The sequence below is a fragment of the Microvirga sp. KLBC 81 genome (assembly GCF_003075415.1).
GTDB lineage: Bacteria > Pseudomonadota > Alphaproteobacteria > Rhizobiales > Beijerinckiaceae > Microvirga.
On the sequence record NZ_QDAH01000001.1, the window covers coordinates 26,318 to 52,144 of the forward strand.

Genomic DNA, 25,827 nt, shown 5'->3' on the forward strand with positions numbered 1-25,827 from the left:
TCTTAAATATTCATTTTACGAGATTATATGCTTTGGACAACTCTCCTCTCCCAGGTTCAAGCAGGAGATTGATCATGATTGTTGTCGTGTTTCGCAACCGCCTCAGAGAGGGAATTGAAAAAGCTTACAAGGATGAGGCTCAAGCCATGTCCGTCATAGCCAGGGAAATGCCGGGCTATATCTCTCACAAATCTTTCACGGCTGATGATGGCGAGCGAGTGACAATCGTAGAGTACGAATCGGAGGCAGCAGTCAGAGCCTGGGCTCGCGACCCACGCCATGTGGCGGCGAAAAGGCTTGGGCGCAAAGAGTTCTATTCGGAATACAAAGTGCAGATCTGCAGCCTTACCCGCGAAGGTCGCTTTGCTCGCGAGTGATGGCAGGGACTGACCTGCTGTCTTCACACCCAGCGGTGATTGCGTCCCTCGATCACGAGCACCCTGCCCTGCCAGATGTCCATGCTGGCGGCCTGCCGGCTGGAGACGCCGCAGCAGAGGGCCAGAAAAGCGCGGGCGACGCCACCATGGGCGACGATGACCGTATCACGGGTAAGATCGTCGAGGACGGGCCCAATGCGGTCTTTGAGCATGGCGTAGCTCTCGCCCCCGCCCGGCGGAACGTAGTTCCACTTGTCGCGCTCACGGAGAGCAGCAAGCTGCGGCTCGGCCCTGCGGACTTCCTTCCAGGTCATGCCTTCCCAGGAGCCGAAGGTCAGCTCGACGAGGCGTTCGTCCAGCCTGTAGCTCTGGGGATGGAGGCCGATGGCCGCCCGCAGGAGTTCCATGGTTTCGCGGGTGCGCCGCATGGGGCTCGCCACATAGGCGAGGTCCTCGTAATGCGGAGCGATGTCCTTAAGCCGACGGCCCGCCTCTTCGGCCTGGACGCGGCCGAGATCGTTGAGCGGAATATCCTTCTGGCCCTGGAGTCGGCCCTCAAGATTCCAATCCGTCTCGCCGTGGCGGATGAAATAGATCGTCGGGCGAGACGGAATCATGACGGTTGAGATTACTCTTTGTCGAGGGAGAGATCGGGAGCTTCCGGGTTCTTCATGCCGACGACGTGATAGCCGGCATCCACGTGCAGGATCTCGCCGGTCATGCCGCGCGCCATGTCGGACACGAGATAGGCGGCGGTCTCGCCGACTTCCTCGATGGTGACCGTGCGGCGGAGCGGCGAGTTGTACTCGTTCCACTTGAGAATATAGCGGAAGTCGCCGATGCCGGAGGCAGCGAGCGTCTTGATGGGGCCAGCCGAGATGGCGTTGACGCGGATATTCTTTGGGCCGAGATCGGCGGCGAGATAACGCACGGACGCCTCGAGAGCGGCCTTGGCGACGCCCATGACATTGTAATGGGGCATCCACTTCTCGGCGCCGTAGTAGGTCAGCGTGACCAGCGAACCGCCGTCGTTCATCAGCTTCTCGGCGCGCTGGGCGATGGCCGTGAACGAATAGCAGGAGATGAGGAGCGACTTGTTGAAGTTGCCCTCGGTGGTGTCCACGTAGCGGCCGGTCAACTCGTCCTTGTCGGAGAAGGCGATGCAGTGGATCACGAAGTCGATGGAGCCCCAGAGGCGCTTCACTTCCTCGAACACGGCGTCGATCGTGGCGCCGTCCGTTACGTCGCAATGGCCGACCACATGGGCATCGAGCTCCTTCGCCAGGGGCTCGACACGCTTCTTGAGAGCATCGCCCTGGTAGGTGAAGGCAAGCTCAGCACCCTGCTGGCGAGCAGCCTGCGCAATGCCCCAGGCGATCGAACGGTTGTTCGCCACGCCCATCACCAAGCCACGCTTACCGGCCAGGATGCCGGTGGCCTTTGTCTCCGCCATGATTCACCTAAATCGTCGCTGGACAGCAAAAAGAGCGGCTTCTTTAGCCGACCCGGCAAGAGTGTGGAAGCCCTCTTAGCGCATCGTGCGGAAAAGTGGCCCCGGTTTTCCGCAGTCAACGGTGCACTGCTCCAGGCTTCTGCAGGCGCATCCAAGGATCTTATCGTGAATTTTATCGTTCGGCCTTCGCGGAACGCCGCTTGCGGGCATAATCCATCAGTTCCTCGTCCACGATTTCGGGCAGCTTGATCTCCACGGTAACCAGGAGGTCGCCATGCTCCCCGCCCTTCATGGGCAGGCCCTTGCCGCGCAGGCGGAAGGTGCGGCCGGAATCGGTCATGGGCGGGATGTTCATGCTCACCGCGCCGGTCAGGGTCGGGATGCGCACCGTGCCGCCGAGGATGGCCTCCTCGATCTGGATCGGCAGGCGCGAGCGCAGGTTCGCGCCCTCCATGATGAAACGCTCATGAGGCGCGATCTTGATGGTGAGGAGCGCATCGCCCGGATTCACGCCCGGAGCGCCCTGCCCCTGGCCGCGCAGGCGGATCACCTGCCCGTCGCTGACGCCCTTGGGGATGACCACATCCAGGTCGCGGCCCGTCGGCAGCCGGATACGCTTCTTCGCCTCCGCGGCCACCTCCTCCAGGGTCACGGTGAGGGTGGCCGACACGTCCTCCCCCTTCTGGGGACGGGCGCGGCTCTGCTGCTGGCGCATGCCCTCGGCCCCGGCCGAGCGGAACGCCTCGCCGAAGAGCTCGGAGAAGAAATCACTGGTATCCCCGCCCGAAAAGCCGCGCGCGCCGCGCCGTCCGAACGGGCTGCCGCCACCGAAACCTTCGAAGCCCTGGGCGCCCGCGCCCCGGCCGCCGCCGAAGCCCTCAAAGCCCTGGAAGCGCGGCTTGCCCTCGGCATCGATCTCGCCCCGGTCGAACTGGGCGCGCTTCTCCGCATCGCCCAGAATCTCATAGGCGGCATTGACCTCGGCGAACTTGTCCTTGGACTTCGGGTCGTTCTTGTTGCTGTCCGGATGATAGGTCTTGGCCAGCTTGCGGAACGCCTTCTTGATCTCCGCTTCACTGGCGGAGCGGGACACGCCTAGAACGTCGTAAGGGTTTCGCATCGTGGAAAATCCATGAACCTTCAGATGAGGGCAGGACTGCCCCACGGGACTGAGGTTCATATGGGAAAAGTGTTGCTGCTTGGCAACAAGAAGCTGGCAGCAGCTTAAGCTTTCGCGATCTTTTTCGTCGGTTTGGCCGGAGCCTTCTCCGGCTTCGTCACGGGAGCCGCCGGCCTGACCTCCTTGAGCGCCCATTCCTCGCCCGAAGGCCGGCAGGCGGTGCCATGCAGATTGGCGCTCTTGGGGCCGCTGAGCTGGGCCGTGAAGGTGCGGCAGATCTCGTCGTCCTTCACGAAGGGCACGCCGGTCGGCGTGAAGGTGCCCTTCATCGAGGTCTCGGGATTATCCCAGGAGACCTGCGTCCCGGTCCCTTGCGGATCGAGGGCGACAGCAAGAGCCGCCTTGGCCCGGCGCCAGTCTTCCTCGTTCAGATCAGGTGAAAGCAGAACCGGCTCAGCGGGAGTGACGGCAGCCTGGGTGATGGCGCCCGTGGTCTTTGGCTCATCGTCCAATCCCGCCATGCCGAGGGAGAGCGTGCACGCCGACGTCGACAGGGCGATCAACCCCGCAGCCAGAATTTTCCCGGCTTCGCGCAGGAAAGCATCTGATCTATAACGGCGCGGATTGGTCCACGGCACGCGTCGGATCCCCCAGATCGAAAAGTCACACGTAAGAGATATCCCATTGAACCCGTTAACAACCGGTGACTTCACTGAAGCGGAAGAGCCCTTTGACCTGTTTCAGTCCTGGCTGAAGGAGGCCGAAGCCTCCGAGCCGAACGATCCCAACGCCATGGCGCTCGCGACCGTCGACGAGACGGGGCTGCCCAACGTGCGCATGGTGCTGCTCAAAGGCTTCGATGAGAACGGCTTCGTGTTCTACACCAACACGGAATCCAACAAGGGTCGCGAGCTTCTGGGGCAGAAGAAGGCGGCACTCGTCCTGCACTGGAAGAGCCTGCGCCGTCAGGTGCGTGCCCGTGGCCCGGTGACCGTGGTGAGCGACGAGGAAGCCGACGCCTATTTCCAGAGCCGCCCTCGCGACAGCCGCATCGGCGCCTGGGCGAGCCAGCAATCGCGCCCGCTGGAAAGCCGCTTCGCGCTGGAAAAGGCTGTCGCCCTGAACGCTGCGAAGTACGCTTTAGGCGAAGTGCCGCGCCCGCCCTACTGGACGGGTTTCCGCATCGCGCCCGTCTCGATCGAGTTCTGGCAGGACAAACCTTTTCGCCTCCACGACCGCGTGATCTTCACCCGCGAGGGAGACGGCTGGCGCAAGATACGGCTTTATCCATAAGACTCAACCTCACAGATCAGATAAGGGTGACCTCACCCTCACAGAGATTTTGAAATGTCCTCCTCGTCCAACACCTCCCGCCGCATCATGCTGCTCACCGGCGCCAGCCGCGGGATCGGGCATGCAACGGTGAAGCGCTTCTCCGCCGCCGGCTGGCGGGTGATCACCTGCTCGCGCCACGGCTTTCCCGAGAACTGTCCGTGGGAGATGGGGCCGGAGGACCACCTGCAGGTGGATCTCGCGGATGCCGACGACACCCGCCGCGCCATCGCCGAGGTGAAGGCGCGCCTGGAGGCCGAGGGCGGTTGCCTGCACGCGCTCGTCAACAATGCGGGCATCTCGCCCAAAGGCCCCGGCGGCTCGCGGCTGAACGCCATCCACACGGCCTATGAGGATTGGCTGCGGGTGTTCCAGGTGAACTTCTTCGCCTCGATCATGCTGGCCCGTGGCCTGCAGGATGAGCTGACCCGCGCCAAGGGCTCGGTGGTGAATGTCACCTCCATCGCAGGTTCGCGCGTCCACCCCTTCGCCGGTGCGGCCTACGCCACCTCCAAGGCGGCGCTCGCGGCGCTGACCCGCGAGATGGCCGCCGATTTCGGCCCTCTCGGCGTTCGCGTGAACGCCATTTCGCCCGGGGAAATCGACACTTCGATCCTCTCCCCCGGCACGGAGAAGATCGTCGAGCAGATCCCCATGCGCCGTCTCGGCACGCCGGACGAGGTCGCCAAAGCCATCTACTTCCTCTGCACCGATGCGAGCTCCTACGTGAACGGCGCGGAACTGCACATCAACGGCGGCCAGCACGTTTAAGCCCTGCGCCGTGCGGGAGAGCGTCATCCCATGACGAGCGAGCGCTTCTATCCCTCACGTCCCATCCTCGCAGCCTCGGTGGCAGTGATCCGGGATGGGCGAATCCTGCTCGCGGCACGAGGCAAACCGCCGAGCGAAGGGCTTTATTCGCTGCCAGGGGGCATGGTCGAAACCGGAGAACTTTTAAGCGAGGCGGCTTTAAGGGAACTGCGCGAAGAAGTTGGGGTCGAGGCCGAGATCATCGGGCTGATCGCTCCCGTGGAGTTCATTGAAAGGGACGAGACGGGACATATAAAGCATCATGTCGTCATCGCCGCCCATGCCGCCCGCTGGGTCTCCGGCGAACCCCAGACAGGACCGGAAGCAAAGGATATCCGTTGGGTCACGGAACGGGACATTGCCGATCTGCCCATGACAGCGGGGCTCACGGGAATTCTGCAGCAGGCCTTCAGGCTAGCCCGCGAGGATACCCGCTCATGAAGCGCGCCCTCGTGCTGCTTACGGTTCTGGCAATGGGACCGGCATCCTTCCAGCCTGTGGCGGCGCAGGGTTTCTTCGAGCGCCTGTTCGGCCCTCCGCGCAATCCGAACGTGCCCCAGCAGCCTTACCCGCAGCAGCCGTATCCGCCGCAATACAGGCCGCAGCCTCAATATCGCCCTCAACCCCAGCCTCAGCCACAACAGCGGCGTCCGCAGCAACAGAGCAATCCTCAGCCGCGTCCGGGAGCGCAGCAACCGCCGCCGGAGCAGCAGCAGGCCGAACCCGCTCCCGCGGTCGAGCCGCCGCCTGCTCCTTACGAAAAGGAGCTTCTGCGGCTCGCCGAGATCATGGGCGCGCTTGCCATGCTGCGCCCGCTCTGCACCGCACCCGATGCCCAGGAGTGGGGCCGGCGCATGCAGATCCTGCTTGATACGGAGGGCACGACGCCAGGCCGCCGCGAACGTCTGGCCGGAGCCTACAACAAGGGCTACCAAGCCTATGCCCTCACCTACCGCGTCTGCACGCCTTCGGCCCAGGAAGCCTCGGGCCGGTTCATCCGGGAGGGCGAGCAGATCGCCCGCAACATCACCGGGCGCTATGGGGGCTAGGGACTGTCACAGCGTAATCCTTGGCGGGCAAAGGGTTTTATCCACATTTATTAGAGCCCTCCCCTCTCGCGTTAACCTCTTTGCAAGGTGATGCTGGCGGTGGGACGGCGCGATGTCTTAATAGTCGAATCAACCGAACCCGCGCGCCGACCCCTCAAAGGGGCCTGGATTTATGAACGATAACGACGTCCCTCTCACCGAACTGCCCGAACTCAGCGCCATCAAGCAGGCTGCCCTGAGCTATGTGACCGAGGCTTTCGCCGAGGCCGAGCTCGACGGGCTCGACGCCGATTGCATGGCACAAGCCGCGCTCTTCGCAGCCTTCACCGAACTCGTCGCCACTTACGGCGAGGACGCCGTGGCCCAATACGCCTCGTCTCTCGCGGACAAGATCCGCAGCGGTGCGTTCTCGATGCTGGGTTCGCTGAAGCATTAAGCTGCTCAAGTAACCGCATCCTGAGGAGATCGCGCACCGATCCTCTCGAAGGATGGTCCAGTACCCGCTGGAGACGCCTCGTCCTTCGAGACGGACCTGATGGTCCTCCTCAGGATGAGGCTGTGTTGTTGCCATGTAGGTGCGAAAAATGGATGGCTGCTGGTTCTACATTCTGCGTTGTGCTGATGGCAGTTATTATGTCGGCTCGTGCCGGCATGAGGATTTGGAGACCCGTGTCAGCCAGCATAACCAGGGCTTGTTCGGTGGCTACACAGCCAAGCGCTGCCCCGTGGCTCTTGTCTATTCCGCTCATTTCGAGCGCATCGCTGATGCCGTTGCCTATGAGCGTCAGGTCAAAGGTTGGTCGCGTGCCAAGAAAAAGCTTTGATCTGTGGCGATTTCGGCCTGCTCCAGGCTTTATCCAAGCGGCACGCTTCTACTCAATCATCGTAAATCTCCTCCCTCATCCTGAGGAGGTCGCGCAGCGACCGTCTCGAAGGAGGGTCCAGTGTGCGCTGGAATCTCCCTCGAGACGCAGACCTCGTCTGCTCCTCAGGATGAGGCTGTGGCGGCGCTGCTATTATGGAATCCCAACCTGAAGCCGGGATCTGCATCTCACCTAGCCATCGTCTCCTCGAACTTCACCACCTCGCCCTGCGACGGTGTCTCGAGCGTGCCATCCCACATGACCACATTGCCGCGCACGACAGTGCCGATGGGCCAGCCTGTGACTTTCCGTCCGTCGTAAGGTGTCCAGCGTGACTTCGAGGCAATCCAGTCGTGCGTGATGGTCTCGGTGCGCTTCAGGTCGACTACGGTGAAATCCGCGTCATAGCCCACGGCGATGCGGCCTTTTCGGGCGACGCCGAAGAGGCGCTTGGGGCCTGCGCTCGTCATGTCGACGAAGCGCTCCAGCGTGAGCCTGCTCGCGTTCACGTGGTCGAGCATGATGGGAACGAGCGTCTGCACGCCGGTCATGCCGGAAGGCGTGTTGGGATAAGCCTTGTCCTTCTCCTCGCGGGTATGCGGCGCGTGATCGGAGCCGAGAATATCGGCGATGCCTTCATCAAGCCCATGCCAGATCGCGGCGCGATGAACTTCGTCGCGCACGGGCGGGTTCATCTGGATGTAGGTGCCGAGGCGCTCGTAATCCTCCGGTCCCACAAGCGTCAGGTGATGCGGCGTGACCTCGACGGAAACGAGATCCTTGTGCTCCTTCAACAGCGCCATCTCCTCCGCCGTGGTGACGTGGAGCACGTGAATGCGCGCGCCGGTTTGTTGCGAGATGCGCACGAGACGCTGCGTGCAGGCGAGTGCGACTTCCGCCGAACGCCAGACGGGATGGGAGCGCGGATCGTTCTCGACGCGCAGGTCCTTTCGCGCACGCAGCATCGCCTCGTCCTCCGAATGGAAGGCAGCGCGGCGGCGTGTGTTGCGCAGGATATTGGCAATACCCTCGTCGTCCTCCACCAGCAGGGAACCGGTGGACGAGCCCATGAACACCTTGATGCCGGCGGCGCCCGGAAGACGCTCGAGCTCCGCGACATCCTTCGTGTTCTCATGCGTGCCCCCAACCCAGAAGGCGAAGTCGCAATGCATGCGGTGATGCCCGCGCTTCACCTTGTCGGCGAGCGTCTCGGGCGTGGTGGTCTGTGGGTCCGTGTTCGGCATCTCGAAGACTGCGGTCACGCCGCCCATGACGGCGGCGCGGGAGCCCGATTCCAGGTCTTCCTTATGGTCGAGGCCCGGTTCACGGAAATGCACCTGCGTGTCGATGACGCCGGGCAGGATATGCAGGCCGCGGCAATCGATCTCCCGGCCTGCGGAGGCCCGGGAGAGATCGCCGATGGCGGCGATGGTGCCGGCCCGGATGCCGATATCGCGCTCGACGCGTCCGTCGTGGTTCACGACGATCCCGCCTTTGAGGATCAGGTCGAAGGTTTGGGGCATGGCGATCTCATCCCTTGAGGCTCGAGCAAAGGGGGCATATGTCACGCTTGTAGCGCATCGTGCGGAAAAGTGGACCCGGTTTCCGCTCCGGACGATGCGCTCTCTAGAGAAGGGAGCATCGGATGGATCCCAAAAGTGCAAGTCCACTTTTCACGTCCGATGCTCGAGCAGGAGCAACTGGAGCGGAATATGCCGTCAGTCCATTTAGCCGACCGTGGCGTGGTAAGGGTTTCGGGCGAGGACGCCAAGAGTTTTCTCGATGGCCTCATCACCTGCGACCTGGACCGGGTCTCCCCCGAAGCCGCCCGGCTTGGCGCCCTGCTGTCGCCGCAGGGAAAAGTCCTGTTCGACTTCATCGTGTTTCAGGCGCCCGAGGAGATCGGCGGCGGCTATTACCTCGACACCCTCAAGCTCTTCGCGACCGATCTCACCAAGCGGCTGACGTTCTATAAGCTCCGGGCCAAGGTGGTCATCGAAGACCTGTCCGACGCCATGGCCGTCGTTGCAGGCTGGGACGAACAGAGGCCCGACGACGAAGTCGGCCTCGTGGCTGAGGACCCTCGCCTGCCCGAGCTCGGCTGGCGGGCCATCATCGCCGCGCAGGATGCGGCCGAATTCGCGAAGGCACCGGCCGAGGCCTATCACGTCCACCGCATCGCGCTCGGCGTGCCGGAGGGTGGGCGCGACTTCCTGTTCGGGGACGCCTTCCCGCATGAGGCTCTCATGGACCAGTTGCACGGAGTCGATTTCGACAAGGGCTGCTATGTGGGCCAGGAGGTCGTCTCGCGCATGCAGCACCGGGGCACGGCCCGCACGCGCATCGTGCCCGCCGCCTACGAAGGCGGCTTTGCCGCCGATATGGGCGTCGAGGTGACGGCGGGCGAGAAGGTTCTTGGCAAAACCGGCACCGGCGCTGAAGGGCGGGGCCTCATCATGATCCGCCTCGACCGCGCTGCCGATGCCCTGGCTGCGGGCGAACCCATCCTGGCGGGCGGCATCCCCGTGCAATTGGAAAAGCCCTACTGGGTGAACTTTTCTTACCCTGGGGAAGGTGCTACTCAATCGGGAGCAGAGCCAGCCTAGGATCACATTCCGAGGAACCGGATCGGTCAAGATTGCGTTAGCCGCGAACGGACCTTTTACGCGCCAGAAGTCATGCGCGAAGAGAGTCTGCGCAAGGGTTTTTCAATGATTGCTGTTCAAGCGCATGCAACGGCGCACGACAAGGAACGTTTCCAGCTCCTGGTCGACTCCGTGACGGACTACGCCATCTACATGCTCGATCCCACCGGCATCATCGTCAGTTGGAATTCGGGAGCCCAGCGCTTTAAAGGTTATATCGAAAGCGAAATCCTCGGGGAGCATTTCTCCCGCTTCTATACGGACGAGGACCGCGCCACCGGCCTGCCCCAGCGCGCCCTCGATACGGCCGCGCGGGAGGGCAAGTTCGAGGCCGAGGGCTGGCGCGTCCGCAAGGACGGCACGTATTTCTGGGCCCATGTGGTCATCGACCCGATTCGGGACCCCAATGGCAACCTTCTGGGCTTTGCCAAAATCACCCGCGATCTCACCGAGCGCCGCAAGACCGAAGAGGCGCTCCGCGAAAGCGAGCAGCGCTTCAGGCTTCTGGTGCAGGGCGTCACGGATTACGCCATCTACATGCTGGATCCCGAGGGTTACGTATCGAACTGGAACCCCGGCGCGCAACGCATCAAGGGCTACAGCGAAGACGAGATCCGCGGACAGCATTTCTCGCGCTTCTATACGGACGAAGATCGTGCCACCGGCCTGCCGCAGCGCGCGCTCGAGACCGCCCGCCGCGAAGGCAAGTTCGAAGCGGAAGGCTGGCGCGTGCGCAAGGACGGCACGCGGTTCTGGGCCAGCGTCGTCATCGATCCGATTTACAACGACCAGAAGAGGCTGATCGGCTTCGCCAAGATCACGCGCGACATCACCGAGCGCCGCAACGCGCAGGAAGCCCTGGCGCAGGCTCAAGCGGCGCTCTTCCAGTCGCAGAAGATGGAAACCGTCGGCCAGCTCACGGGCGGCATCGCGCATGACTTCAACAACCTGCTGACGATCATCGTCAACAATCTGGACCTGCTGACCCGCAACGTGACGGGCCCCCGCGAGACCCGCCTCATCGAGGGCGCGCAGCGCGCCGCCGAGCGAGGTGCGCAGCTGACCCAACAACTGCTCGCCTTCTCGCGCCGTCAGCCATTGCAGCCGGCGCTGCACGATCCCATCAGGCTGATCGAAGGCTTCGAGACAGTGCTGCGCCGCGCCTGCGGCGAGACAGTGAACTTGCAGCTCTCCCTGCCCTCACGGGTGAGCACGATCAATGTTGATGGCGCGCAGTTCGAGGCCGCGCTTCTCAACCTTGTGGTCAATGCTCGCGATGCCATGCCGGATGGCGGCGCTCTGACGATTGCCATTGGTGAAACCAATCTGATCGAGGATCGCGCTGCGATCCGGAGCATTCCCGCAGGCAATTACGTGGTCGTCAATGTTGAGGATACCGGCATGGGCATGACGCCGGATATTGCCTCGCGTGTCTTCGAGCCCTTCTTCACCACGAAGGAAGTCGGCAAGGGCACAGGCCTGGGGTTGAGTCAGGTCTATGGCTTCATCACCCAATCAGGCGGCCATATCGAGGTGGACAGCACGCCTGGCCAGGGAACGACGATCACCATGCTGCTGCCTGCTCACGGCGAGGGACAGGAAACGGGTGACGAAGATCAAGCCGAGACCGTGCGCCCTGCCCGTGACAGCGCAGGAACCGTGCTGATCGTCGAGGACGAGCCTGCCGTTCTGGAAGTGGCGACGGAGATCTTCGACAGCTTGGGTTACGACGTGCTCACGGCGAGGGACGCTCCCGGCGCGATCGCAGTGCTGGAAACCGACGTCTCCGTCGACGTGCTGTTCAGCGACGTGGTGATGCCCAATGGAATGGACGGTTTTGAACTCTCCCGTAAGGCCCGCGAGATGCGACCCCGCATCAAGGTCCTGCTTGCCTCCGGCTATCCCATGTCGGCGCTGCCGGCGGGAGGATTCGATGATGAGGTCTCCTTCATCAGCAAGCCCTATCGCTGGACGGAACTGGCCGACAAGCTGCGCTCGCTGCGCACCGGCACCTGAGCCATTGATCCATCACGTTGATGGGCTGGATCGGGATTATTGATTGGTCCTGCCTTCGACTTTGTGTCTAGCATTCCCGTCACACCAGGATGGGAATGCCATGTATCAGCCGCCGCATTTTCGTGAAGATCGCCTTGAGGTCCAGCACGCGCTCATCAGGGCGCATCCGCTTGGACTGCTCGTGACCCATGGCGGCACGGGCCTGATCGCCAATCCCATTCCCTTCGTGCTGGATGCAACCGCCTCGCCCCATGGCACCCTGCGGGCTCACCTCTCCCGCGCCAATCCGCAATGGCGCGACTTCGATCCTGACCAGGAGGCGCTCGTGGTCTTCCATGGCACGGAAACCTACATCACGCCGTCCTGGTATGAGGCCAAGCGCGAGCACGGCAAGGTCGTGCCGACCTGGAACTACGCCATCGTGCAGGCTTACGGGCGCATGCGGGTCACGGATGATTCCGACTGGCTCCAGAAACAAATCACAGCCATGACCTCGGCTCAGGAATCGACACGAGCCGAACCCTGGGCCGTGAGCGATGCACCCGCCGATTTCGTGGCCGCGCAGCTGAAGGGTATCGTGGGCGTGGAGATCGAGATCACGCGTATCGAAGGCAAGTGGAAGGTGAGCCAAAATCGCAGCGAGGCCGACCGCAGAAGTGTTGCCATGGGACTGCGCATCCTGGGTGATGAGGACGCGCGCCAGATGGCGGATCTGGTCGACGAGCGAGGGGCATAATGCGGATTGCCTCCTGCGATCTCCAATCCCTCGATGCATGGGCAGCCCTTCGGCAGGAGCTATGGCCGGATACGGACTTGGCCGAGCATACCCTGGAGGCCGAAGCCATCCTCCGGAAGCCGCAGCAGGCCGTTGCCTTCCTGGCTTATGATGGACAGGTCGGTGCAATTGCCTTCGCCGAGGCGGCGCTGCGCCATGATTATGTGAATGGCTGCACCACGTCTCCGGTCGCTTTCCTGGAAGGGATTTACGTCCGTCCGGCATACCGGAAACAGGGCATTGCCCGCCTCCTTTGCAGGGCTGTGGAGGATTGGGCCGCCGGCCTCGGCTGCCAGGAGCTTGCCTCCGACGTGGAGATCCACAACGAGATTTCTCAGGGCATGCATGTCGCCGTCGGCTTCGAGGAGACCGAGCGGGTCGTCTATTACAGAAAGCTCCTCCGCTCTCGTTGACAATTCAGATTGCGGAGATCTTCCCGTTTTCGCTTGGGACCGCTACACCTTGCCCCATGACTGATGGACTGATCCTTCACCCCGACAACAAGCACCGCTGCTGGTGGCCCGGCACGGACCCGTTCTATGTCGCCTATCATGACAATGAATGGGGCGTGCCCGAATTCGACGACCGGGCTCTCTTCGAGAAGCTCATTCTCGACGGCTTCCAGGCAGGCCTGTCCTGGATCACGATCCTGCGCAAGCGCGAGAACTTTCGGACGGCTTTCGCGGGGTTCGAGCCCGAGAAGATCGCCCGCTTCGATCAGGCAAAGGTCGAGGCGCTGATGCTCGATCAAGGCATCGTGCGCAACCGCGCAAAGATCGAGGCGACGATTGCGGGCGCCCGCGCCTGGCTCAGCCTTCAGGAGCGCGGCGGCTTCTCGAACTTCCTCTGGAATTTCATCGACGGCCGTCCGGTCCAGAACAACCTGAAGAGCCGAAGCGACGTGCAGGCGGAAACCGATGTGTCGAAGCGCATCTCGAAGGCGCTGCGTGCGGAAGGCTTCAACTTCGTCGGCCCCACCATCGTCTATGCCTTCATGCAGGCGGTGGGCATGGTGAATGACCACCTCGTCGGCTGCTACCGCCATGCGGAATGTGCAAGCCTAGCCGAGAAACTCTAAATGGCGAAGGAACCCCGCGTCTGGCAGCGGATGCTCTCGGGCCGCCGTCTCAACCTGCTCGATCCCTCGCCTCTCGATGTGGAGTTGGATGATATTGCGCATGGCCTTGCGCGCGTCGCGCGCTGGAACGGGCAGACGATTGGCGGCCACATCTTCTCGGTGGCTCAGCACTCTCTTCTCGTCGAGGCGATTGCCGATCATCGCGACCCCGAGATGCCGCGCACCACGCGCCTAGCGGTGCTGCTGCACGATGCACCCGAATACGTGATCGGCGATATCATCTCGCCGTTCAAGGCGGTGATCGGCGATGCGTACAAGGCCATCGAAGCGGGATTGCTCGGCGCGATCCATCTCCACTTCGGATTGCCTGCAGCGCCGAGCGCTGCGCTGAAGCGCTTCATCAAGCAGGCGGACCGGCAGGCGGCCTTTCTCGAAGCGACGCATCTCGCAGGTTTCGGTCGAGAGGAAGCGATCAAGTTCTTCGGACGCCCCGAACCTCTGCCCCGCAGCGTTCACGCACTTCTTGAGCCGTGGCCCGTCTCCGAAGCCGAGGAGCGCTTTCGCGAACGCGTTCTCGCCGTCATCGCGTGAGAAGGCCCATGCCGACACTCCACGTCTGCCCCCTCTCCCGCCTGCACGGCACGATTGCCGCGATCAATCCGAGCCATGTCGTGAGCCTCATCGGCGTGGGCGCGAGAGTGGAGCGGCCCGCCTCCATCGCGCCGGACCGTCACCTCCTCATCGGCGTGAGCGACATCGTGGAGCCGATGGAGGGTCATGTGCTGGCGGGGTCGGAGCACATGGAGCAACTGCTCGCCTTCATCCGGGCCTGGGACCGGACAAGCCCCCTGCTCTTTCATTGCTGGGCCGGGATCAGTCGCTCGACGGCGGCGGCCTATATCGCCGCCTGCGCCCTCGCTCCAGACCGGAACGAAACCGAACTCGCCCGCACCTTGAGGGAAGCCGCTCCCTCGGCCACGCCGAACGCACGCTTCGTCGCTCTCGCCGACGAACTTCTCGCTCGACAGGGCCGCATGGTGGAAGCCATCCGCGCCATCGGTCGGGGGGCGGAGGCTATGGAGGGCACGCCCTTCATGTTACAGCTTAACAGGGGCTAGCGCGATTCCGCCTGTGCGAGGGCTGCCCCGATGCTGAATTCGAGGGGGCTCTTTCGTGGACGATGCGCTGTTCGGTTTTGCCATCCTTCTGGCTGTACTCATCGGGATCGGCACCCCCGTCGCCGCACTCCTCGGCCTGATCTTCGCCGTGCAGGCCCGTCGGGACCTTCACCGCATCCAGCTTCGTCTGGACCGGCTGGAAGCGGAAATGCGCACGGCCCCAAGGCCAAGCGATCTGGCGGCGGAGCAAGCACCCGCGCCCGCTCCGGAGCCTATCCGGGCACAACCTGCGGAAGCTGCACCGCCCCAGCCCGAGGCGCACCGGCCCATCTCCGTTCCGCCCATCCCGGCAGCAGCACCTCAGCCTGTCCCGTCCCGCCCGGGCTTCGAGGAAAAGCTCGGCTCCCGCTGGGCCGTGTGGGTCGGCGGCGTGGCGCTGGCGCTCGGCGGCATCTTCCTCGTGCGCTATTCCATCGAGCAGAACCTGCTCACCCCGCAGACCCGCATCGCCCTTGGCATCCTGTTCGCGCTCGCCCTCATCGGCGCAGGCGAATGGATGCGCCGCCGCGCCAGCAGCTTCGGCCTTCTCGGCATCCCCAGCGCCAATGTGCCGAGCATTCTCACCGCCGCCGGCACCTGCACGGCCTTCGCCTCGGCCTACGCCGCTTACGCCCTCTATGGCCTGATCGGACCTGGGACGACTTTCGTCACCCTCGGGCTCATCGCCGTGCTGGCCATGATCGCCTCGACGCTCCACGGCCCGATGCTGGCGGCTCTCGGCCTTCTCGGCGCCATGGGAAGCCCGCTCCTCGTCTCGTCGGACAGGCCGCAGCCCTGGGCGCTCGTGGTCTATCTCGCCTTCGTGGTGCTGCCCGCCTATGGCGTCGCGCGATTGCGGCTCTGGCGCTGGCTGGCTCTGGCAGGCTCGGTGGGCGTGCTGCTCTGGGCAGCGCCGATCTTCTTCATCGGCGGATCGAATGTGCTGCCGGCCATGGTGCATCTGGTGCTCCAGGCGGGCCTTGCAGCCTTCTTCCTCGCAATCGATCCCTATCGCCACGTTCCCGATACCGAGGCGCTCATCGACCAGGCCGCGAGCGCGGTGTTCCTGACCTTCGCCCTTGCCGGGATCGTCGTGACGAGCTCGATCCATACAGGCGACGGGCGACCTTTCTTCGTGACCGCCATGGCGCTTGTCCTGCTGGCAGCAGGCATACGCATTGCCCCCGTCTCGACAGCCGCCACCAGTGCGGCGCTGCTGGCAGCGGGTGCCCTGCTGATCTGGCCGCTCGCCACGGAGATCGGCGGCGAGCCTGAAAACCTGTTCTACCAGAGCGGCGATATTTTCGCGGTTCGTCCCTATGCCCTCGACACTTATCTTGTTCTGGGCGCTCTGCTGCCGGCCGTGATCGCCGGTGCGTCCCTGCTGCGGCTGGCGCGCTCTCAGGGCCTGCGCCTGTCGGTCGCCGCCTGGTATGCGGTGGCGGCGAGCGTAGGGCCGCTGCTCGCCTTGGTCGCCGCGTACTGGCGCGTCACCGCGTTCGAGCGCAGCCTCTCCTTCGCTCTCGTTGCGGGCGTTCTGGCGCTCGCCTTCGTGCTGGCCTCGCAATGGCTCATGCGAGGCGGGAGAGCGGAAGAGGATTCCGCCATCCGCCTCGGCCTCGGGGCTGCCGCCTCGGCTGCGCTCGGGGCCGTGGTGCTCGGCCTGACCTTCGCCCTGGAGAAGGGCATGCTGACGGTGGCCTTCGCGCTGACGGCTCTCGGGACGGCCTGGGTCGCGAACCGCATCGCCATCCCGGCCCTGCGCTATGCGGTGGGCGCCATCGGCCTCATCGTTCTGGGTCGCCTGATCTGGGATCCCACCATCGTGGGCGGCGACCCGGGGCCGGTCATCGTCAACTGGCTTCTGTGGGGCTATGGCGTTCCCGCCGTGGCGTTCTGGCTGGCGGGCCGCCTGCTGGAGCGGACCGGACGCGACCGTATCGTCCAACTCACCGAGAGCCTGAGCATCGTGTTTGCGGCTTTCCTGGTCTTCTTCGAGATCCGGCATGCCCTTCACGCGGGCGACCCGCTGGCGGCCGATTTCAGGCTCCTGGAGGCTGGTTTGATTGCGACGGAAAGCCTCACTTTCGCGATCCTGCTGACGCGCTTGGACATCCGGAGGGCCGACCCGGTCTACCGATGGGGCTCCCTGATCTTCAAGGTCGTCTCCTTCGCCCTGTCCGGCATCGGACTGCTCGCGATCGAAAACCCACTTCTGACCAATGACGAGATCACGGGCGGCATCCTCTTCAACAGCCTGATCCTGGCCTATCTCCTGCCCTCGATCCTGGCAGGCGGGCTGGCCTATGCGGAGCGGAATGCCCGCCCCCGCTACTACGTCGTCGCCTCCGCTACCTTAAGCCTCCTTCTGCAATGGGCTTATGTGGCCTTGGAAATCCGGCGGGTCTTCCAGGGCCCGAACCTGGGCTTTTTCTGGCGCGGTTTCACCCAGGGCGAGCAGTGGAGCTACTCGGTCGCCCTTCTCGTCATCGGCATCGCGCTGCTGGGCTATGGAATCGTCCGCGACAACCGCTTTGCGCGCATTGCCTCGGCGGTTTATCTTGTGCTCGCCGTTCTGAAGGTGTTCATCATCGACCTGTCAAACTTGGAAGGCGTGATGCGGGCCCTGTCATTTATTGGCCTCGGGCTTGTTCTCATCGGCATCGGTCTCGTTTATCAGAGATTCCTCGTCCGCCGGCCGGGCAATGCCGCAATCTCGTGAGGAAAGCGGCCCAACAACGATTTTTGACGGATAGCTGCATGACCGACACCACTTCCATCAAGACCCTCCCCTTCGAAAAGGCCCTGGCCGAGCTGGAGGAGATCGTGCGGCGTCTCGAGCGCGGCGATGTGCCACTCGAGGATTCGATTGCCATCTACGAGCGCGGCGAGGCCCTGAAGAAGCATTGCGAGCAGCTTCTGAAGAAAGCCGAGGCCCGGATCGAGAAGATCACCATCGGTCCGGATGGGGCGGCCTCCGGCGCGGCCCCGCTGGATGTGGCGGAATAAGGCAAAAGTTGACGGCAAAAGGTCGAACTCCAGTTTGACCCTGCCCCCTGCAATCCCTATCTCCCAAGATCCATCGGCCTTCGGCTAACCCCTGGTGAGAGTAACCTTGTCCACACCTCTCCTCGACACCATCAAGACCCCGGAAGATCTCCGCCAGCTCCCCGAGAACCAGCTGAAGCAGGTTGCGGACGAGTTGCGCACGGAGACGATCAGCGCCGTCTCTGTTACCGGCGGACACCTGGGCGCGGGCCTTGGAGTGGTCGAGCTGACCGTGGCGCTCCACTATGTGTTCGACACGCCCCGCGATCGGCTGATCTGGGACGTAGGACATCAGGCCTATCCGCACAAGATCCTCACCGGCCGGCGCGACCGCATTCGAACGCTCCGCCAGGCAGGGGGCCTGTCCGGCTTCACCAAGCGCTCGGAGAGCGAATACGACCCCTTCGGCGCGGCCCATTCCTCCACCTCGATCTCGGCTGGCCTCGGCATGGCCGTGGCGCGGGATCTTGAGGGCAAGCCGAACAATGTGATCGCCGTGATCGGCGACGGCGCCATGTCGGCGGGCATGGCCTATGAAGCCATGAACAACGCGGGCGCCATGCATTCGCGCCTGATCGTGATCCTCAACGACAACGACATGTCAATTGCGCCGCCCACCGGCGCCATGTCGTCCTATCTCGCCCGCCTCGTTTCCGGCGGCACCTATCGCGGCATCCGCGAGACGGCGAAGCAGCTGGCGAAGAGGCTGCCGAAGTTCTTTTACGACAAGGCCGCCAAGGCCGAGGAATTCGCCCGTGGCTTCTGGACCGGCGGGACGATGTTCGAGGAGCTCGGCTTCTACTATGTCGGTCCCATCGACGGGCATAATATCGATCATCTGCTGCCGATCCTGAAGAATGTGCGTGACTCGGAGACCGGTCCGATCCTCGTTCACGTGGTGACGCAGAAGGGCAAGGGCTACGCGCCGGCTGAAGCCGCCGCCGACAAGTATCACGGCGTCGTCACCTTCGACGTGGTGACGGGTGCGCAGGCCAAGCCCAAGGCCAATGCGCCCTCCTACACCAAGGTGTTCGGCGATAGCCTGATCAAGGAAGCGCGGAAGGACGGCAAGATCGTCGCCGTCACGGCGGCGATGCCGACCGGCACGGGCGTCGATCTCTTCGGCAAGGAATTTCCCACCCGCACCTTCGATGTGGGCATCGCCGAGCAGCATGCGGTGACGTTTGCCGCCGGCATGGCGACGGAAGGCTACAAGCCCTTCTGCGCGATCTATTCCACCTTCCTGCAGCGTGCCTACGATCAGGTCGTGCACGATGTGGCGATCCAGAATCTGCCGGTGCGCTTCGCGCTGGACCGCGCGGGCCTCGTCGGCGCGGACGGGCCGACGCATGCAGGTTCCTTCGATGTCGCCTATCTCGGCTGCATCCCGAACATGGTGATCATGGCAGCAAGCGATGAGGCGGAACTGGTGCACATGGTCGCCACCGCTGCCGCTTACGACAATGGCCCCATCGCCTTCCGCTATCCGCGTGGCGAGGGCGTCGGCGTCGACATGCCGGAGCACGGCGTTCCGCTGGCTATCGGCAAGGGCCGTATCGTGAAGGAAGGCAGCCGCATCGCCATTCTGTCGCTCGGCACGCGCCTCGCCGAAGCGCTGAAGGCCGCGGAAGAGCTCGATGCTCGCGGCCTCTCCACCACCGTGGCCGATGCCCGCTTCGCCAAGCCGCTCGACGAGGAGATGATCCTGAAGCTCGCGCGCGAGCATGAGGTTCTCATCACCGTGGAGGAAGGCTCCATCGGCGGGTTCGGCTCCTACGTGATGCAGCTTCTCTCCGACAAGGGCGCGCTCGATCGCGGCACGCTGAAAGTTCGCTCCATGGTGCTGCCCGATATCTATCAGGATCACGACAAGCCGGAGCGCATGTATGCCAAGGCAGGACTCGATGCGGCCGGCATCGTGACCAAGGTGTTCGAGGCTCTCGGCCAGGAAGAGACCCGCAAGGCGCGGGCTTGAGAGCTCTATTATCGTCATCACCGGCCTTGTGCCGGTGATCTCCCTTTCAACTTCTCTCCGCCCTCATCCTGAGGAGCAGCCATCAGGCTGCGTCTCGAAGGAGGATCCAGAGTGCACTGGATCCTCCTTCGAGACGGCGCTTCGCGCCTCCTCAGGATGAGGGTAGTGGGTCCGAAAGTGGGAACCCGGCACAAGGCCAGGCATGACGGTGCATCAAATCGTCAGCGTTCCCGCCTTCGCGGAGGCGTAGCGTTCGCCGATCCTGTTCCAGTCGAGCACGTTCCACCAGGCTTTCAGATAGTCAGGACGACGGTTCTGGTATTTGAGATAATAGGCGTGCTCCCAGACGTCATTGCCCATGAGGACCCGCTGCCCGTCCATGAGCGGGGTGTCCTGGTTGGGCTTCGTCACGATGGCGAGTTTGCCCTCGCGGCTCACCGTCACGAACACCCAGCCGGAGCCGAACTGCCTCTCTCCGGCCGTGTTGAAATCAGCCTGGAACTTCTGGAAGCCGCCGAGATCCCGGTCGATGACGCTTTTCAGCTCACCGGAGGGCTCGCCGCCCGATCCGCCCATGATCTGCCAGAACATCGTATGGTTGGCATGGCCGCCGCCATTGTTGCGGATGGCGGTTCTGACGGATTCCGGCATGTCGCCGAGCTTCGCCAGCATTTCGTGAAGGGGCATCTTGGCCCAATCACCATTCTGGCTCAAAGCGGCGTTGAGATTGTTGACGTAGGCCGCATGGTGCTTTCCATGGTGCAGTTCCATGGTCTGGGCGTCGATATGAGGCTCGTTCTTGGAAGGGACATATGGCAGGGGATCGAGCTTGAAGGGGCCGGAAGGCGCTTGCGCCCAGGCCCGAGGAATGGCAGCGCTGGCAGCAAGCGATGTTGCACCGGTCAGGAGATGGCGACGGCTGAGCATGGGATCTCCGTTGATCTGCTGGAAAGCTGAACGGAGACGCCTTCCCGCCGGGACTGGTTCCGAGGTCTGAAAGGATTGTGAACTCCCATGAAGTTGAGGCTTCCATGACCCGCAAACGTGCCGATCTGGTGCTCGTCGAGCGCGGCTTTTTCACAAGCCGCGCGCGGGCGCAGGAGGCGATTGCCGCCGGTCTCGTCACCATGAATGGAATGGCCGTCCGTAAAGCTTCCGAGACGGTGCCGGACAATGCCGTGATTACCGCCGTGCAGCCGCATCCTTACGTCTCGCGCGGCGGCGTGAAGCTGGCGGCTGCGCTCGATTTCTTCAATGTCGACCCCAAAGGTTGCGTCTGCCTCGACATCGGTGCCTCCACCGGCGGCTTCACCGAAGTGCTGCTGATGCGCGATGCCAAGCATGTATATGCGGTGGATGTGGGCCACGGACAGCTTCACCCCAAGGTGGCAAATGATCCGCGCGTGACCAATCTCGAAGGCACGGATGCGCGGTCGCTGAACACCGATCTCATCCCTGAGCCTGCCGATCTTCTCGTGTCCGATGTGAGCTTCATCTCGTTGAAGCTCGTACTGCCCGCCGCTGTCACGCTCCTGAAGCCGCGCGCGAAGCTCGCCGTTCTGGTGAAGCCGCAATTCGAGGCCGGACGCAATCACGTGAAGAAGGGCATCGTGCGCGATGAGGCCGTGCATCGCACTGTGTGCGAGGATATCAGCGCCTTCATCACCTCGCTTGGGTTTACTGTCGATGGCATTGCCCCCTCGCCCATCGAGGGTGGTGACGGCAATCGCGAGTTCTTGTTGGGAGCCCACCGTGGCTGAGCAGGTTACGATCAAGCGCCTCGGCGCAAAAGCGGATGGCATTGCGGAGACCTCTTCCGGTCCCGTCTTCGTGCCGAAGGTGCTGCCGGGGGAGACCGTCACCATCGAGCGCGAAGGCTCGCGTGCCGACCTCATCAGCATCGATGCGGCCTCGCCCGAGCGCGAGACGCCGTTCTGCCCCTACTTCGACGAATGCGGCGGCTGCGCGACGCAGCACATGAAGCACGGCTTCTATCAGGCTTGGAAGCAGGAGACGCTCGCGCATACCCTGCGCCAGGCGCGCATCGAGGCTCCCATCGAACCATTGATTGATGCCCATGGCGACGGCCGCCGTCGCGTGACTCTGCATGTACGCTTTCCCGGTCGCGCCATGCATGTGGGCTACATGGCGGCGCGCAGCCATCAAATCGTCGAGATCGCCTTCTGCCCCATCGCCGAGCCTGTGCTGAAGGAGCAGGCACCCGGCATCGCCCGCGCCATCGGCGAGCATTTGAAAGCTGCCCGCAAACCACTCGATATCCAGATCACGAACACGCAGACCGGCTTCGATGTCGATGTGCGCGGGCACGGGCCGGTGAAGGATCCCGACCGCCTCAGCCTTATCGATCTCGCCGCGAAGCTCGACCTCTCGCGCCTGTCGATCCATGGCGACGTGATCGTGGAGCGCCGCCCGCCTGCCATCCTCATGGGCCGCGCTGCCGTCGTGCCGCCTGCCGGCTCATTCCTGCAGGCGACGCGTTTGGGCGAGGAAACGCTCGCCCGTTTCGTCACGCAAGCCTGCGAGCGCGCAAAGCGCGTGGCCGATCTCTTTTCAGGCTCCGGCCCCTTCGCTCTGCGCCTTGCGGAGAAGTCCGAGGTTCACGCGGTCGAATACGACCAGGGCTCGATGACGGCCCTTGACAAGGCATTTCGCGCAACGCCCGGCCTGCGCCGTATCACCACCGAGGCGCGCGATCTCTTCCGCCGTCCGCTTCTCACGCCCGAGCTCAATGCTTTCGACGCCGCCGTGCTCGACCCGCCGCGTGCAGGCGCCGAGGCGCAGGCAAAACAATTGGCTGTATCGAAGGTGCCGCTCGTCGTGAGCGTCTCCTGCGATGCTGCCACCTTCGCGCGCGATGCCGCCATTCTCATGAGCAGCGGCTACCGCCTGGAACGCGTGATCCCGGTCGACCAGTTCAAGCACTCGCCGCATCTCGAAGTCGTCGGCATCCTGCGCCGCGACGTGGCGAAGAAGAGGCGGTAGCAATCTCCACTGTCATTCCGGGGCGGCGTAGCCGAGCCCGACCCGAAGGGCCGCGCCGGAGGCGTGGAAATCCATAAACACCGTCGGCCTCGAGTGGCGTAACGTCGCGGTTCTGGACCCCGCCTTCGCGGGGATGACAGCAGGTACTGCGCCTAAAACAAGCTGCCCTGATCGTCTTCGTCGCTGGAGAGCGGCTTCTTCGCCTTGCGCTTGGTTTCCTTCACCGGCGCTGATTCAGGCTGTGACAACGGCTCGATCAAGCCGGGATCGTCGTTCTCGACCTTGTTCACGCGGCTTGAGACCGGCACCACCTCGAGCCAGTCATCCGGGCACGGACGCACGAGGTGCATGACGTTCGCACGCTCGTCGCGTATGTCGAGCCAGGCGGCCATGTTTTCGTCGGAGAGGATCACGGGCATCCGGTCGTGCACGGCGGACATCGTGCCGTTGGCGTCCGTCGTGACGATGGCCGCAGTGTCGATCTCAGCTCCATCGGGGCTTGAGTAGGTTTCCCATAGACCCGCCATCGGCAGGGGTTTACGGCTGCGCGGACGGATGAGAAACGGCGTCTTCTCGCGCCCATGGCGCTGCCACTCGTAGAAACCGTCGGCCAGGAAGATGCAGCGTCGGCGCTTCAGCGCAGCCTTGAAGGTGGGCTTCGTTTCAAGCGTCTCGCCGCGCGCGTTGATGACGAGCGGAAAGTCCTTCGGGTCCTTCACCCAGGACGGCAGGAAGCCCCAGCGCACCAGCATGAAGTGCCGCTCGCCGCGATCTTCCAGCACGATGGGCACGGGCTGGGTGGGAGCCACGTTGTAGCGCGCAGGAAAGTTCGGCTGTTCCGGATAGCCGTAGAACTCCCGGTAGGTTTCGGGAGGCAGCGTGATGGCATAACGCCCGCACATGTTCTTTCCCCTTCTCATTCGCCCAATCGTCATTCCGGGGCGAGCGGAGCGAGAGCCCGGAATCCATAAACGCCAGCATTTCAGAAAAAAGTGCAATGCCGGCAATTCTATTTTGAAACGCCGTGTTTATGGATCCCCGCCTTCGCGGGGATGACACGCATAGGTTAAAGCCACCGCTTCCAGCGGAAGAAGAGATAGGGCAGCACGGCCGCCAGCACCATGAGGGTAATGGCCCAGGGATAACCGAGATCCCATTCCAGCTCCGGCATGAATTTGAAGTTCATGCCGTAGAGCGACGACACGAGGGTCGGCGGCAGGAAGATCACGGACATCACCGAGAAGATCTTGATGACGTCGTTCTGCTCGATGGTGACGAGGCCGAGCGTGGCATCGAGCAGAAACTGGACCTTGTTGGAGAGGAAGGTCGCGTGTTCCTCGATGGATTGCACGTCGCGCAAGGCCGTGCGCCATTCAGATTGATAGCCGCGTGACTTCTGCGGGCGTGGCATGCTGGCAGACAGGAACAGAAGGAGGCGTTCTACCGAGACCATGCTCTCCCGCACATTCGAGATGATGTCGCCTTTCCGGCCGATGGACTTCAGTGCGGCGCGGAAGGATGCGGTGCGGCGCGTGCCCTTCTTCTCGTTCTCGAAGATCGATTGCGACAGGCGATCGATACGCTGGCCAACAGTACCAAGGATCTCGGCAGCGCGGTCAATGATCGTCTCGATCAAGCCATCCAGCACGGCCTCCGGCTGGTGACGGCAACCGCCCGGCTTGCTCGAGCGCGTCATGAACATGCTGAAAGAGCGCGGCTCGCCATAGCGGACGGTCACGAGCGCCCGCTCCGTGAGAATGAAGGAAACGTCGATGAGTTTCGGCGTGTCAGACTCCGAATGGCACAGCACGCGCGCCGTCATGTAGCGCGCGTTGTTCTCGTGGTAGAGAATTTCCGACGGCTCGATATCCGCCATCTCCTCGCGAGTCGGGATCTCGATATTCAGATGCCTCTCGACGAGGCGGTCCTCCTCGCGGGTCGGGTCGATCAGGTCGATCCAGAGGGCGTCCTCCGGAACCAGCTCTCCCGGAGGCAGCACGGAACGATCGAGGGATTCCCCCATCGCAGTCGTCACCTGTGCCGGCCTGTGGACTACAATCATACCCGCCTCCGCCGATAAGAGTTTTTATTGTTTCATCTCAGCGCACTTCTGTCATTCCCGGCCGTAGCATAGCAGAATGGATGGCACCAGCACCGTCATGGCCGTCCCCGGACTTGATCCGGGGGATCAGTCTCGGCCATCTCGATTTGAAAGGCATTACGCCTCTCGATCGGGATCACCGGCACGAGGCCGGTGATGACGAGGGCGTGTGTCAGGGCAATGACAGCGGAGGGGTATCCTCCGGCACGAAGAAATCCGGCATCAACGGTTTCGTGGGGTCGACCCGGTACTTCTCGAAATCCGTCACGCCCTCCTCGCTTAAGAACACGTCGTCAATCAGGAAGTGGCCGGTAAAGCTCTTCGAAGGCTTCTGGAAGATGGCATGGGCCGCATCCGCCAGGATTTCCGGCGTGCGGCTCGCCTGCACGATCTCGTCGCCGCCGAGCAGGTTCTTCACCGCGCTCGTGGCAATGGTCGTGCGCGGCCAGAGAGCGTTGACGGCAATGCCCTTCGGTCTCAACTCGCCGGCGAGCCCCAGCACGCACAGGCTCATGCCGTATTTCGCCAGTGAATAGGCGAGATGCGGCGCAAACCACTTCTCCTTCATGTCGAGCGGCGGCGACAGCATGAGGATATGCGGGTTCTGCGCCTTCTCCAGATGCGGGATCGCGTATTTCGAGACCATGTAGGTGCCGCGCGTGTTGATCTGGTGCATCAGATCGAAGCGTTTCATGTCCGTCAGCGGCGTCGGCGTGAGGCTGATGGCGCTGGCGTTGTTCACCACGATGTCGAGGCCACCGAAGGTCTCGACCGCATTTTGAATGGCGCCTTTGACCGCTTCCTCGTCGCGCACGTCGACCACGAGAGGCAAGGCCTTGCCGCCCGCCTTCTCGATCTCCTCCGCCGCCGTGTAGATCGTACCAGGAAGCTTGGGGTGCGGCTCGGCGGTCTTCGCCGCGATCACCACATTCGCGCCATCCTGCGCTGCACGAAGGCCGATGGCGAGACCGATGCCGCGTGAGGCGCCGGTGATGAAAAGGGTTTTTCCTTTGAGTGTCATGGGA

At 63.3% G+C, this 25,827-nt stretch carries 28 protein-coding genes; 19 read left to right on the forward strand and 9 right to left on the reverse strand.

Annotated features, from left to right (window positions below):
* The first annotated feature begins 74 nt into the window (after positions 1-74).
* Positions 75-377 carry an antibiotic biosynthesis monooxygenase gene (locus DC522_RS00150; RefSeq protein WP_116526674.1) on the forward strand — a complete coding sequence of 101 codons (303 nt, stop codon included), beginning with the start codon at positions 75-77 and terminating at the stop codon, positions 375-377.
* Between the two features lie 23 nt (positions 378-400).
* Here the strand turns inward: DC522_RS00150 and DC522_RS00155 are convergent, their stop codons facing one another.
* The 4 genes from DC522_RS00155 to DC522_RS00170 all read right to left on the reverse strand — a co-directional run bounded on the left by DC522_RS00155 (position 401) and on the right by DC522_RS00170 (position 3,588).
* On the reverse strand, positions 401-994 hold the full coding sequence (locus DC522_RS00155; protein ID WP_116526675.1) for a histidine phosphatase family protein: 594 nt from the start codon (positions 992-994) through the stop codon (positions 401-403).
* An 11-nt stretch (positions 995-1,005) separates the two neighbouring features.
* Positions 1,006-1,830 carry an enoyl-ACP reductase FabI gene (fabI, locus tag DC522_RS00160; RefSeq protein ID WP_116526676.1) on the reverse strand — a complete coding sequence of 275 codons (825 nt, stop codon included), beginning with the start codon at positions 1,828-1,830 and terminating at the stop codon, positions 1,006-1,008.
* Between the two features lie 172 nt (positions 1,831-2,002).
* Complete coding sequence (locus DC522_RS00165; protein WP_116526677.1) at positions 2,003-2,950, reverse strand: DnaJ C-terminal domain-containing protein; 948 nt, start codon at positions 2,948-2,950, stop codon at positions 2,003-2,005.
* A gap of 104 nt (positions 2,951-3,054) precedes the next feature.
* Positions 3,055-3,588 carry an RT0821/Lpp0805 family surface protein gene (locus tag DC522_RS00170; RefSeq protein ID WP_245443855.1) on the reverse strand — a complete coding sequence of 178 codons (534 nt, stop codon included), beginning with the start codon at positions 3,586-3,588 and terminating at the stop codon, positions 3,055-3,057.
* 40 nt (positions 3,589-3,628) lie between these two features.
* Here DC522_RS00170 and pdxH point away from each other — a divergent pair, with 40 nt between their 5' ends.
* The 6 genes from pdxH to DC522_RS00200 all read left to right on the forward strand — a co-directional run bounded on the left by pdxH (position 3,629) and on the right by DC522_RS00200 (position 6,965).
* Positions 3,629-4,243, forward strand: coding sequence for a pyridoxamine 5'-phosphate oxidase (gene pdxH, locus DC522_RS00175; protein WP_116526927.1), 615 nt, complete (start codon positions 3,629-3,631; stop codon positions 4,241-4,243).
* An 87-nt stretch (positions 4,244-4,330) separates the two neighbouring features.
* Positions 4,331-5,053, forward strand: coding sequence for an SDR family NAD(P)-dependent oxidoreductase (locus tag DC522_RS00180; RefSeq protein ID WP_116526928.1), 723 nt, complete (start codon positions 4,331-4,333; stop codon positions 5,051-5,053).
* Between the two features lie 30 nt (positions 5,054-5,083).
* On the forward strand, positions 5,084-5,533 hold the full coding sequence (locus DC522_RS00185; RefSeq protein ID WP_116526678.1) for an NUDIX hydrolase: 450 nt from the start codon (positions 5,084-5,086) through the stop codon (positions 5,531-5,533).
* Positions 5,530-6,141 carry a TIGR02301 family protein gene (locus DC522_RS00190; RefSeq protein ID WP_245443859.1) on the forward strand — a complete coding sequence of 204 codons (612 nt, stop codon included), beginning with the start codon at positions 5,530-5,532 and terminating at the stop codon, positions 6,139-6,141. Before DC522_RS00185 ends, DC522_RS00190 begins: the two co-directional genes overlap by 4 nt.
* 172 nt (positions 6,142-6,313) lie before the next feature.
* Complete coding sequence (locus DC522_RS00195; protein ID WP_116526679.1) at positions 6,314-6,577, forward strand: hypothetical protein; 264 nt, start codon at positions 6,314-6,316, stop codon at positions 6,575-6,577.
* Positions 6,578-6,725: 148 nt separating this feature from the next.
* The gene (locus tag DC522_RS00200) at positions 6,726-6,965 is read left to right on the forward strand and encodes a GIY-YIG nuclease family protein (RefSeq protein WP_371678511.1); all 240 of its coding nucleotides are present in this window, start codon (positions 6,726-6,728) and stop codon (positions 6,963-6,965) included.
* A 227-nt stretch (positions 6,966-7,192) separates the two neighbouring features.
* Here the strand turns inward: DC522_RS00200 and DC522_RS00205 are convergent, their stop codons facing one another.
* Positions 7,193-8,527, reverse strand: coding sequence for a dihydroorotase (locus tag DC522_RS00205; protein ID WP_116526680.1), 1,335 nt, complete (start codon positions 8,525-8,527; stop codon positions 7,193-7,195).
* 189 nt (positions 8,528-8,716) lie between these two features.
* On the opposite strand from DC522_RS00205, the gene DC522_RS00210 reads away from it, so the two are divergent.
* From DC522_RS00210 to dxs, 10 genes are all read left to right on the forward strand, one after another.
* On the forward strand, positions 8,717-9,610 hold the full coding sequence (locus tag DC522_RS00210) for a folate-binding protein YgfZ (protein WP_245443861.1): 894 nt from the start codon (positions 8,717-8,719) through the stop codon (positions 9,608-9,610).
* A 105-nt stretch (positions 9,611-9,715) separates the two neighbouring features.
* Positions 9,716-11,665, forward strand: a complete 1,950-nt coding sequence (locus DC522_RS00215) for a PAS domain-containing sensor histidine kinase (protein WP_116526930.1) — start codon at positions 9,716-9,718, stop codon at positions 11,663-11,665.
* A gap of 100 nt (positions 11,666-11,765) precedes the next feature.
* The gene (locus DC522_RS00220) at positions 11,766-12,401 is read left to right on the forward strand and encodes an FMN-binding negative transcriptional regulator (protein WP_116526682.1); all 636 of its coding nucleotides are present in this window, start codon (positions 11,766-11,768) and stop codon (positions 12,399-12,401) included.
* Complete coding sequence (aac(6'), locus tag DC522_RS00225; protein ID WP_116526683.1) at positions 12,401-12,853, forward strand: aminoglycoside 6'-N-acetyltransferase; 453 nt, start codon at positions 12,401-12,403, stop codon at positions 12,851-12,853. The genes DC522_RS00220 and aac(6') overlap by 1 nt, the downstream gene beginning before the upstream one ends.
* Positions 12,854-12,909: 56 nt before the next feature.
* Positions 12,910-13,518: a DNA-3-methyladenine glycosylase I gene (locus DC522_RS00230; RefSeq protein ID WP_116526684.1), complete on the forward strand. Its 609-nt coding sequence runs from the start codon at positions 12,910-12,912 to the stop codon at positions 13,516-13,518.
* Complete coding sequence (locus DC522_RS00235; protein WP_116526685.1) at positions 13,519-14,109, forward strand: HD domain-containing protein; 591 nt, start codon at positions 13,519-13,521, stop codon at positions 14,107-14,109. It begins immediately after the preceding gene.
* 8 nt (positions 14,110-14,117) lie between these two features.
* The gene (locus tag DC522_RS00240) at positions 14,118-14,636 is read left to right on the forward strand and encodes a tyrosine phosphatase family protein (RefSeq protein WP_116526686.1); all 519 of its coding nucleotides are present in this window, start codon (positions 14,118-14,120) and stop codon (positions 14,634-14,636) included.
* Between the two features lie 55 nt (positions 14,637-14,691).
* A complete protein-coding gene (locus DC522_RS00245) occupies positions 14,692-17,397 on the forward strand; it encodes a DUF2339 domain-containing protein (protein WP_116526687.1) in 2,706 nt (901 codons plus the stop codon).
* A 38-nt stretch (positions 17,398-17,435) separates the two neighbouring features.
* Entirely contained in the window at positions 17,436-17,684 is a 249-nt protein-coding gene (locus tag DC522_RS00250) for an exodeoxyribonuclease VII small subunit (RefSeq protein ID WP_116526688.1), read from the forward strand.
* A gap of 106 nt (positions 17,685-17,790) precedes the next feature.
* On the forward strand, positions 17,791-19,698 hold the full coding sequence (dxs, locus tag DC522_RS00255; RefSeq protein ID WP_205769449.1) for a 1-deoxy-D-xylulose-5-phosphate synthase: 1,908 nt from the start codon (positions 17,791-17,793) through the stop codon (positions 19,696-19,698).
* Between the two features lie 213 nt (positions 19,699-19,911).
* Here the strand turns inward: dxs and DC522_RS00260 are convergent, their stop codons facing one another.
* A complete protein-coding gene (locus DC522_RS00260) occupies positions 19,912-20,625 on the reverse strand; it encodes a superoxide dismutase (protein WP_116526690.1) in 714 nt (237 codons plus the stop codon).
* Between the two features lie 104 nt (positions 20,626-20,729).
* On the opposite strand from DC522_RS00260, the gene DC522_RS00265 reads away from it, so the two are divergent.
* Positions 20,730-21,458, forward strand: coding sequence for a TlyA family RNA methyltransferase (locus DC522_RS00265; RefSeq protein WP_116526691.1), 729 nt, complete (start codon positions 20,730-20,732; stop codon positions 21,456-21,458).
* Entirely contained in the window at positions 21,451-22,701 is a 1,251-nt protein-coding gene (locus DC522_RS00270) for a class I SAM-dependent RNA methyltransferase (protein ID WP_245443863.1), read from the forward strand. Before DC522_RS00265 ends, DC522_RS00270 begins: the two co-directional genes overlap by 8 nt.
* A 152-nt stretch (positions 22,702-22,853) precedes the next feature.
* Here DC522_RS00270 and DC522_RS00275 read toward each other — a convergent pair whose 3' ends face one another.
* The 3 genes from DC522_RS00275 to DC522_RS00285 all read right to left on the reverse strand — a co-directional run bounded on the left by DC522_RS00275 (position 22,854) and on the right by DC522_RS00285 (position 25,823).
* Positions 22,854-23,603 carry an SOS response-associated peptidase gene (locus tag DC522_RS00275; protein ID WP_116526692.1) on the reverse strand — a complete coding sequence of 250 codons (750 nt, stop codon included), beginning with the start codon at positions 23,601-23,603 and terminating at the stop codon, positions 22,854-22,856.
* Positions 23,604-23,767: 164 nt separating this feature from the next.
* On the reverse strand, positions 23,768-24,763 hold the full coding sequence (locus tag DC522_RS00280; protein ID WP_116526693.1) for a magnesium transporter CorA family protein: 996 nt from the start codon (positions 24,761-24,763) through the stop codon (positions 23,768-23,770).
* A gap of 211 nt (positions 24,764-24,974) precedes the next feature.
* Positions 24,975-25,823: an NAD(P)-dependent oxidoreductase gene (locus DC522_RS00285; RefSeq protein ID WP_116526932.1), complete on the reverse strand. Its 849-nt coding sequence runs from the start codon at positions 25,821-25,823 to the stop codon at positions 24,975-24,977.
* Positions 25,824-25,827 lie beyond the last annotated feature (4 nt).

Bases quoted from the DNA above. Each gene is read 5' to 3' on its own strand.
- DC522_RS00150 (WP_116526674.1), top strand. From the start codon at position 75: ATGATTGTTGTCGTGTTTCGCAACCGCCTCAGAGAGGGAATTGAAAAA.
- DC522_RS00155 (WP_116526675.1), bottom strand. From the start codon at position 994: ATGATTCCGTCTCGCCCGACGATCTATTTCATCCGCCACGGCGAGACG.
- fabI (WP_116526676.1), bottom strand. From the start codon at position 1,830: ATGGCGGAGACAAAGGCCACCGGCATCCTGGCCGGTAAGCGTGGCTTG.
- DC522_RS00165 (WP_116526677.1), bottom strand. From the start codon at position 2,950: ATGCGAAACCCTTACGACGTTCTAGGCGTGTCCCGCTCCGCCAGTGAA.
- DC522_RS00180 (WP_116526928.1), top strand. From the start codon at position 4,331: ATGCTGCTCACCGGCGCCAGCCGCGGGATCGGGCATGCAACGGTGAAG.
- DC522_RS00185 (WP_116526678.1), top strand. From the start codon at position 5,084: ATGACGAGCGAGCGCTTCTATCCCTCACGTCCCATCCTCGCAGCCTCG.
- DC522_RS00190 (WP_245443859.1), top strand. From the start codon at position 5,530: ATGAAGCGCGCCCTCGTGCTGCTTACGGTTCTGGCAATGGGACCGGCA.
- DC522_RS00195 (WP_116526679.1), top strand. From the start codon at position 6,314: ATGAACGATAACGACGTCCCTCTCACCGAACTGCCCGAACTCAGCGCC.
- DC522_RS00200 (WP_371678511.1), top strand. From the start codon at position 6,726: ATGGATGGCTGCTGGTTCTACATTCTGCGTTGTGCTGATGGCAGTTAT.
- DC522_RS00205 (WP_116526680.1), bottom strand. From the start codon at position 8,527: ATGCCCCAAACCTTCGACCTGATCCTCAAAGGCGGGATCGTCGTGAAC.
- DC522_RS00210 (WP_245443861.1), top strand. From the start codon at position 8,717: ATGCCGTCAGTCCATTTAGCCGACCGTGGCGTGGTAAGGGTTTCGGGC.
- DC522_RS00215 (WP_116526930.1), top strand. From the start codon at position 9,716: ATGATTGCTGTTCAAGCGCATGCAACGGCGCACGACAAGGAACGTTTC.
- DC522_RS00220 (WP_116526682.1), top strand. From the start codon at position 11,766: ATGTATCAGCCGCCGCATTTTCGTGAAGATCGCCTTGAGGTCCAGCAC.
- DC522_RS00230 (WP_116526684.1), top strand. From the start codon at position 12,910: ATGACTGATGGACTGATCCTTCACCCCGACAACAAGCACCGCTGCTGG.
- DC522_RS00235 (WP_116526685.1), top strand. From the start codon at position 13,519: ATGGCGAAGGAACCCCGCGTCTGGCAGCGGATGCTCTCGGGCCGCCGT.
- DC522_RS00240 (WP_116526686.1), top strand. From the start codon at position 14,118: ATGCCGACACTCCACGTCTGCCCCCTCTCCCGCCTGCACGGCACGATT.
- DC522_RS00250 (WP_116526688.1), top strand. From the start codon at position 17,436: ATGACCGACACCACTTCCATCAAGACCCTCCCCTTCGAAAAGGCCCTG.
- DC522_RS00260 (WP_116526690.1), bottom strand. From the start codon at position 20,625: ATGCTCAGCCGTCGCCATCTCCTGACCGGTGCAACATCGCTTGCTGCC.
- DC522_RS00265 (WP_116526691.1), top strand. From the start codon at position 20,730: ATGACCCGCAAACGTGCCGATCTGGTGCTCGTCGAGCGCGGCTTTTTC.
- DC522_RS00275 (WP_116526692.1), bottom strand. From the start codon at position 23,603: ATGTGCGGGCGTTATGCCATCACGCTGCCTCCCGAAACCTACCGGGAG.
- DC522_RS00280 (WP_116526693.1), bottom strand. From the start codon at position 24,763: ATGATTGTAGTCCACAGGCCGGCACAGGTGACGACTGCGATGGGGGAA.
- DC522_RS00285 (WP_116526932.1), bottom strand. From the start codon at position 25,823: ATGACACTCAAAGGAAAAACCCTTTTCATCACCGGCGCCTCACGCGGC.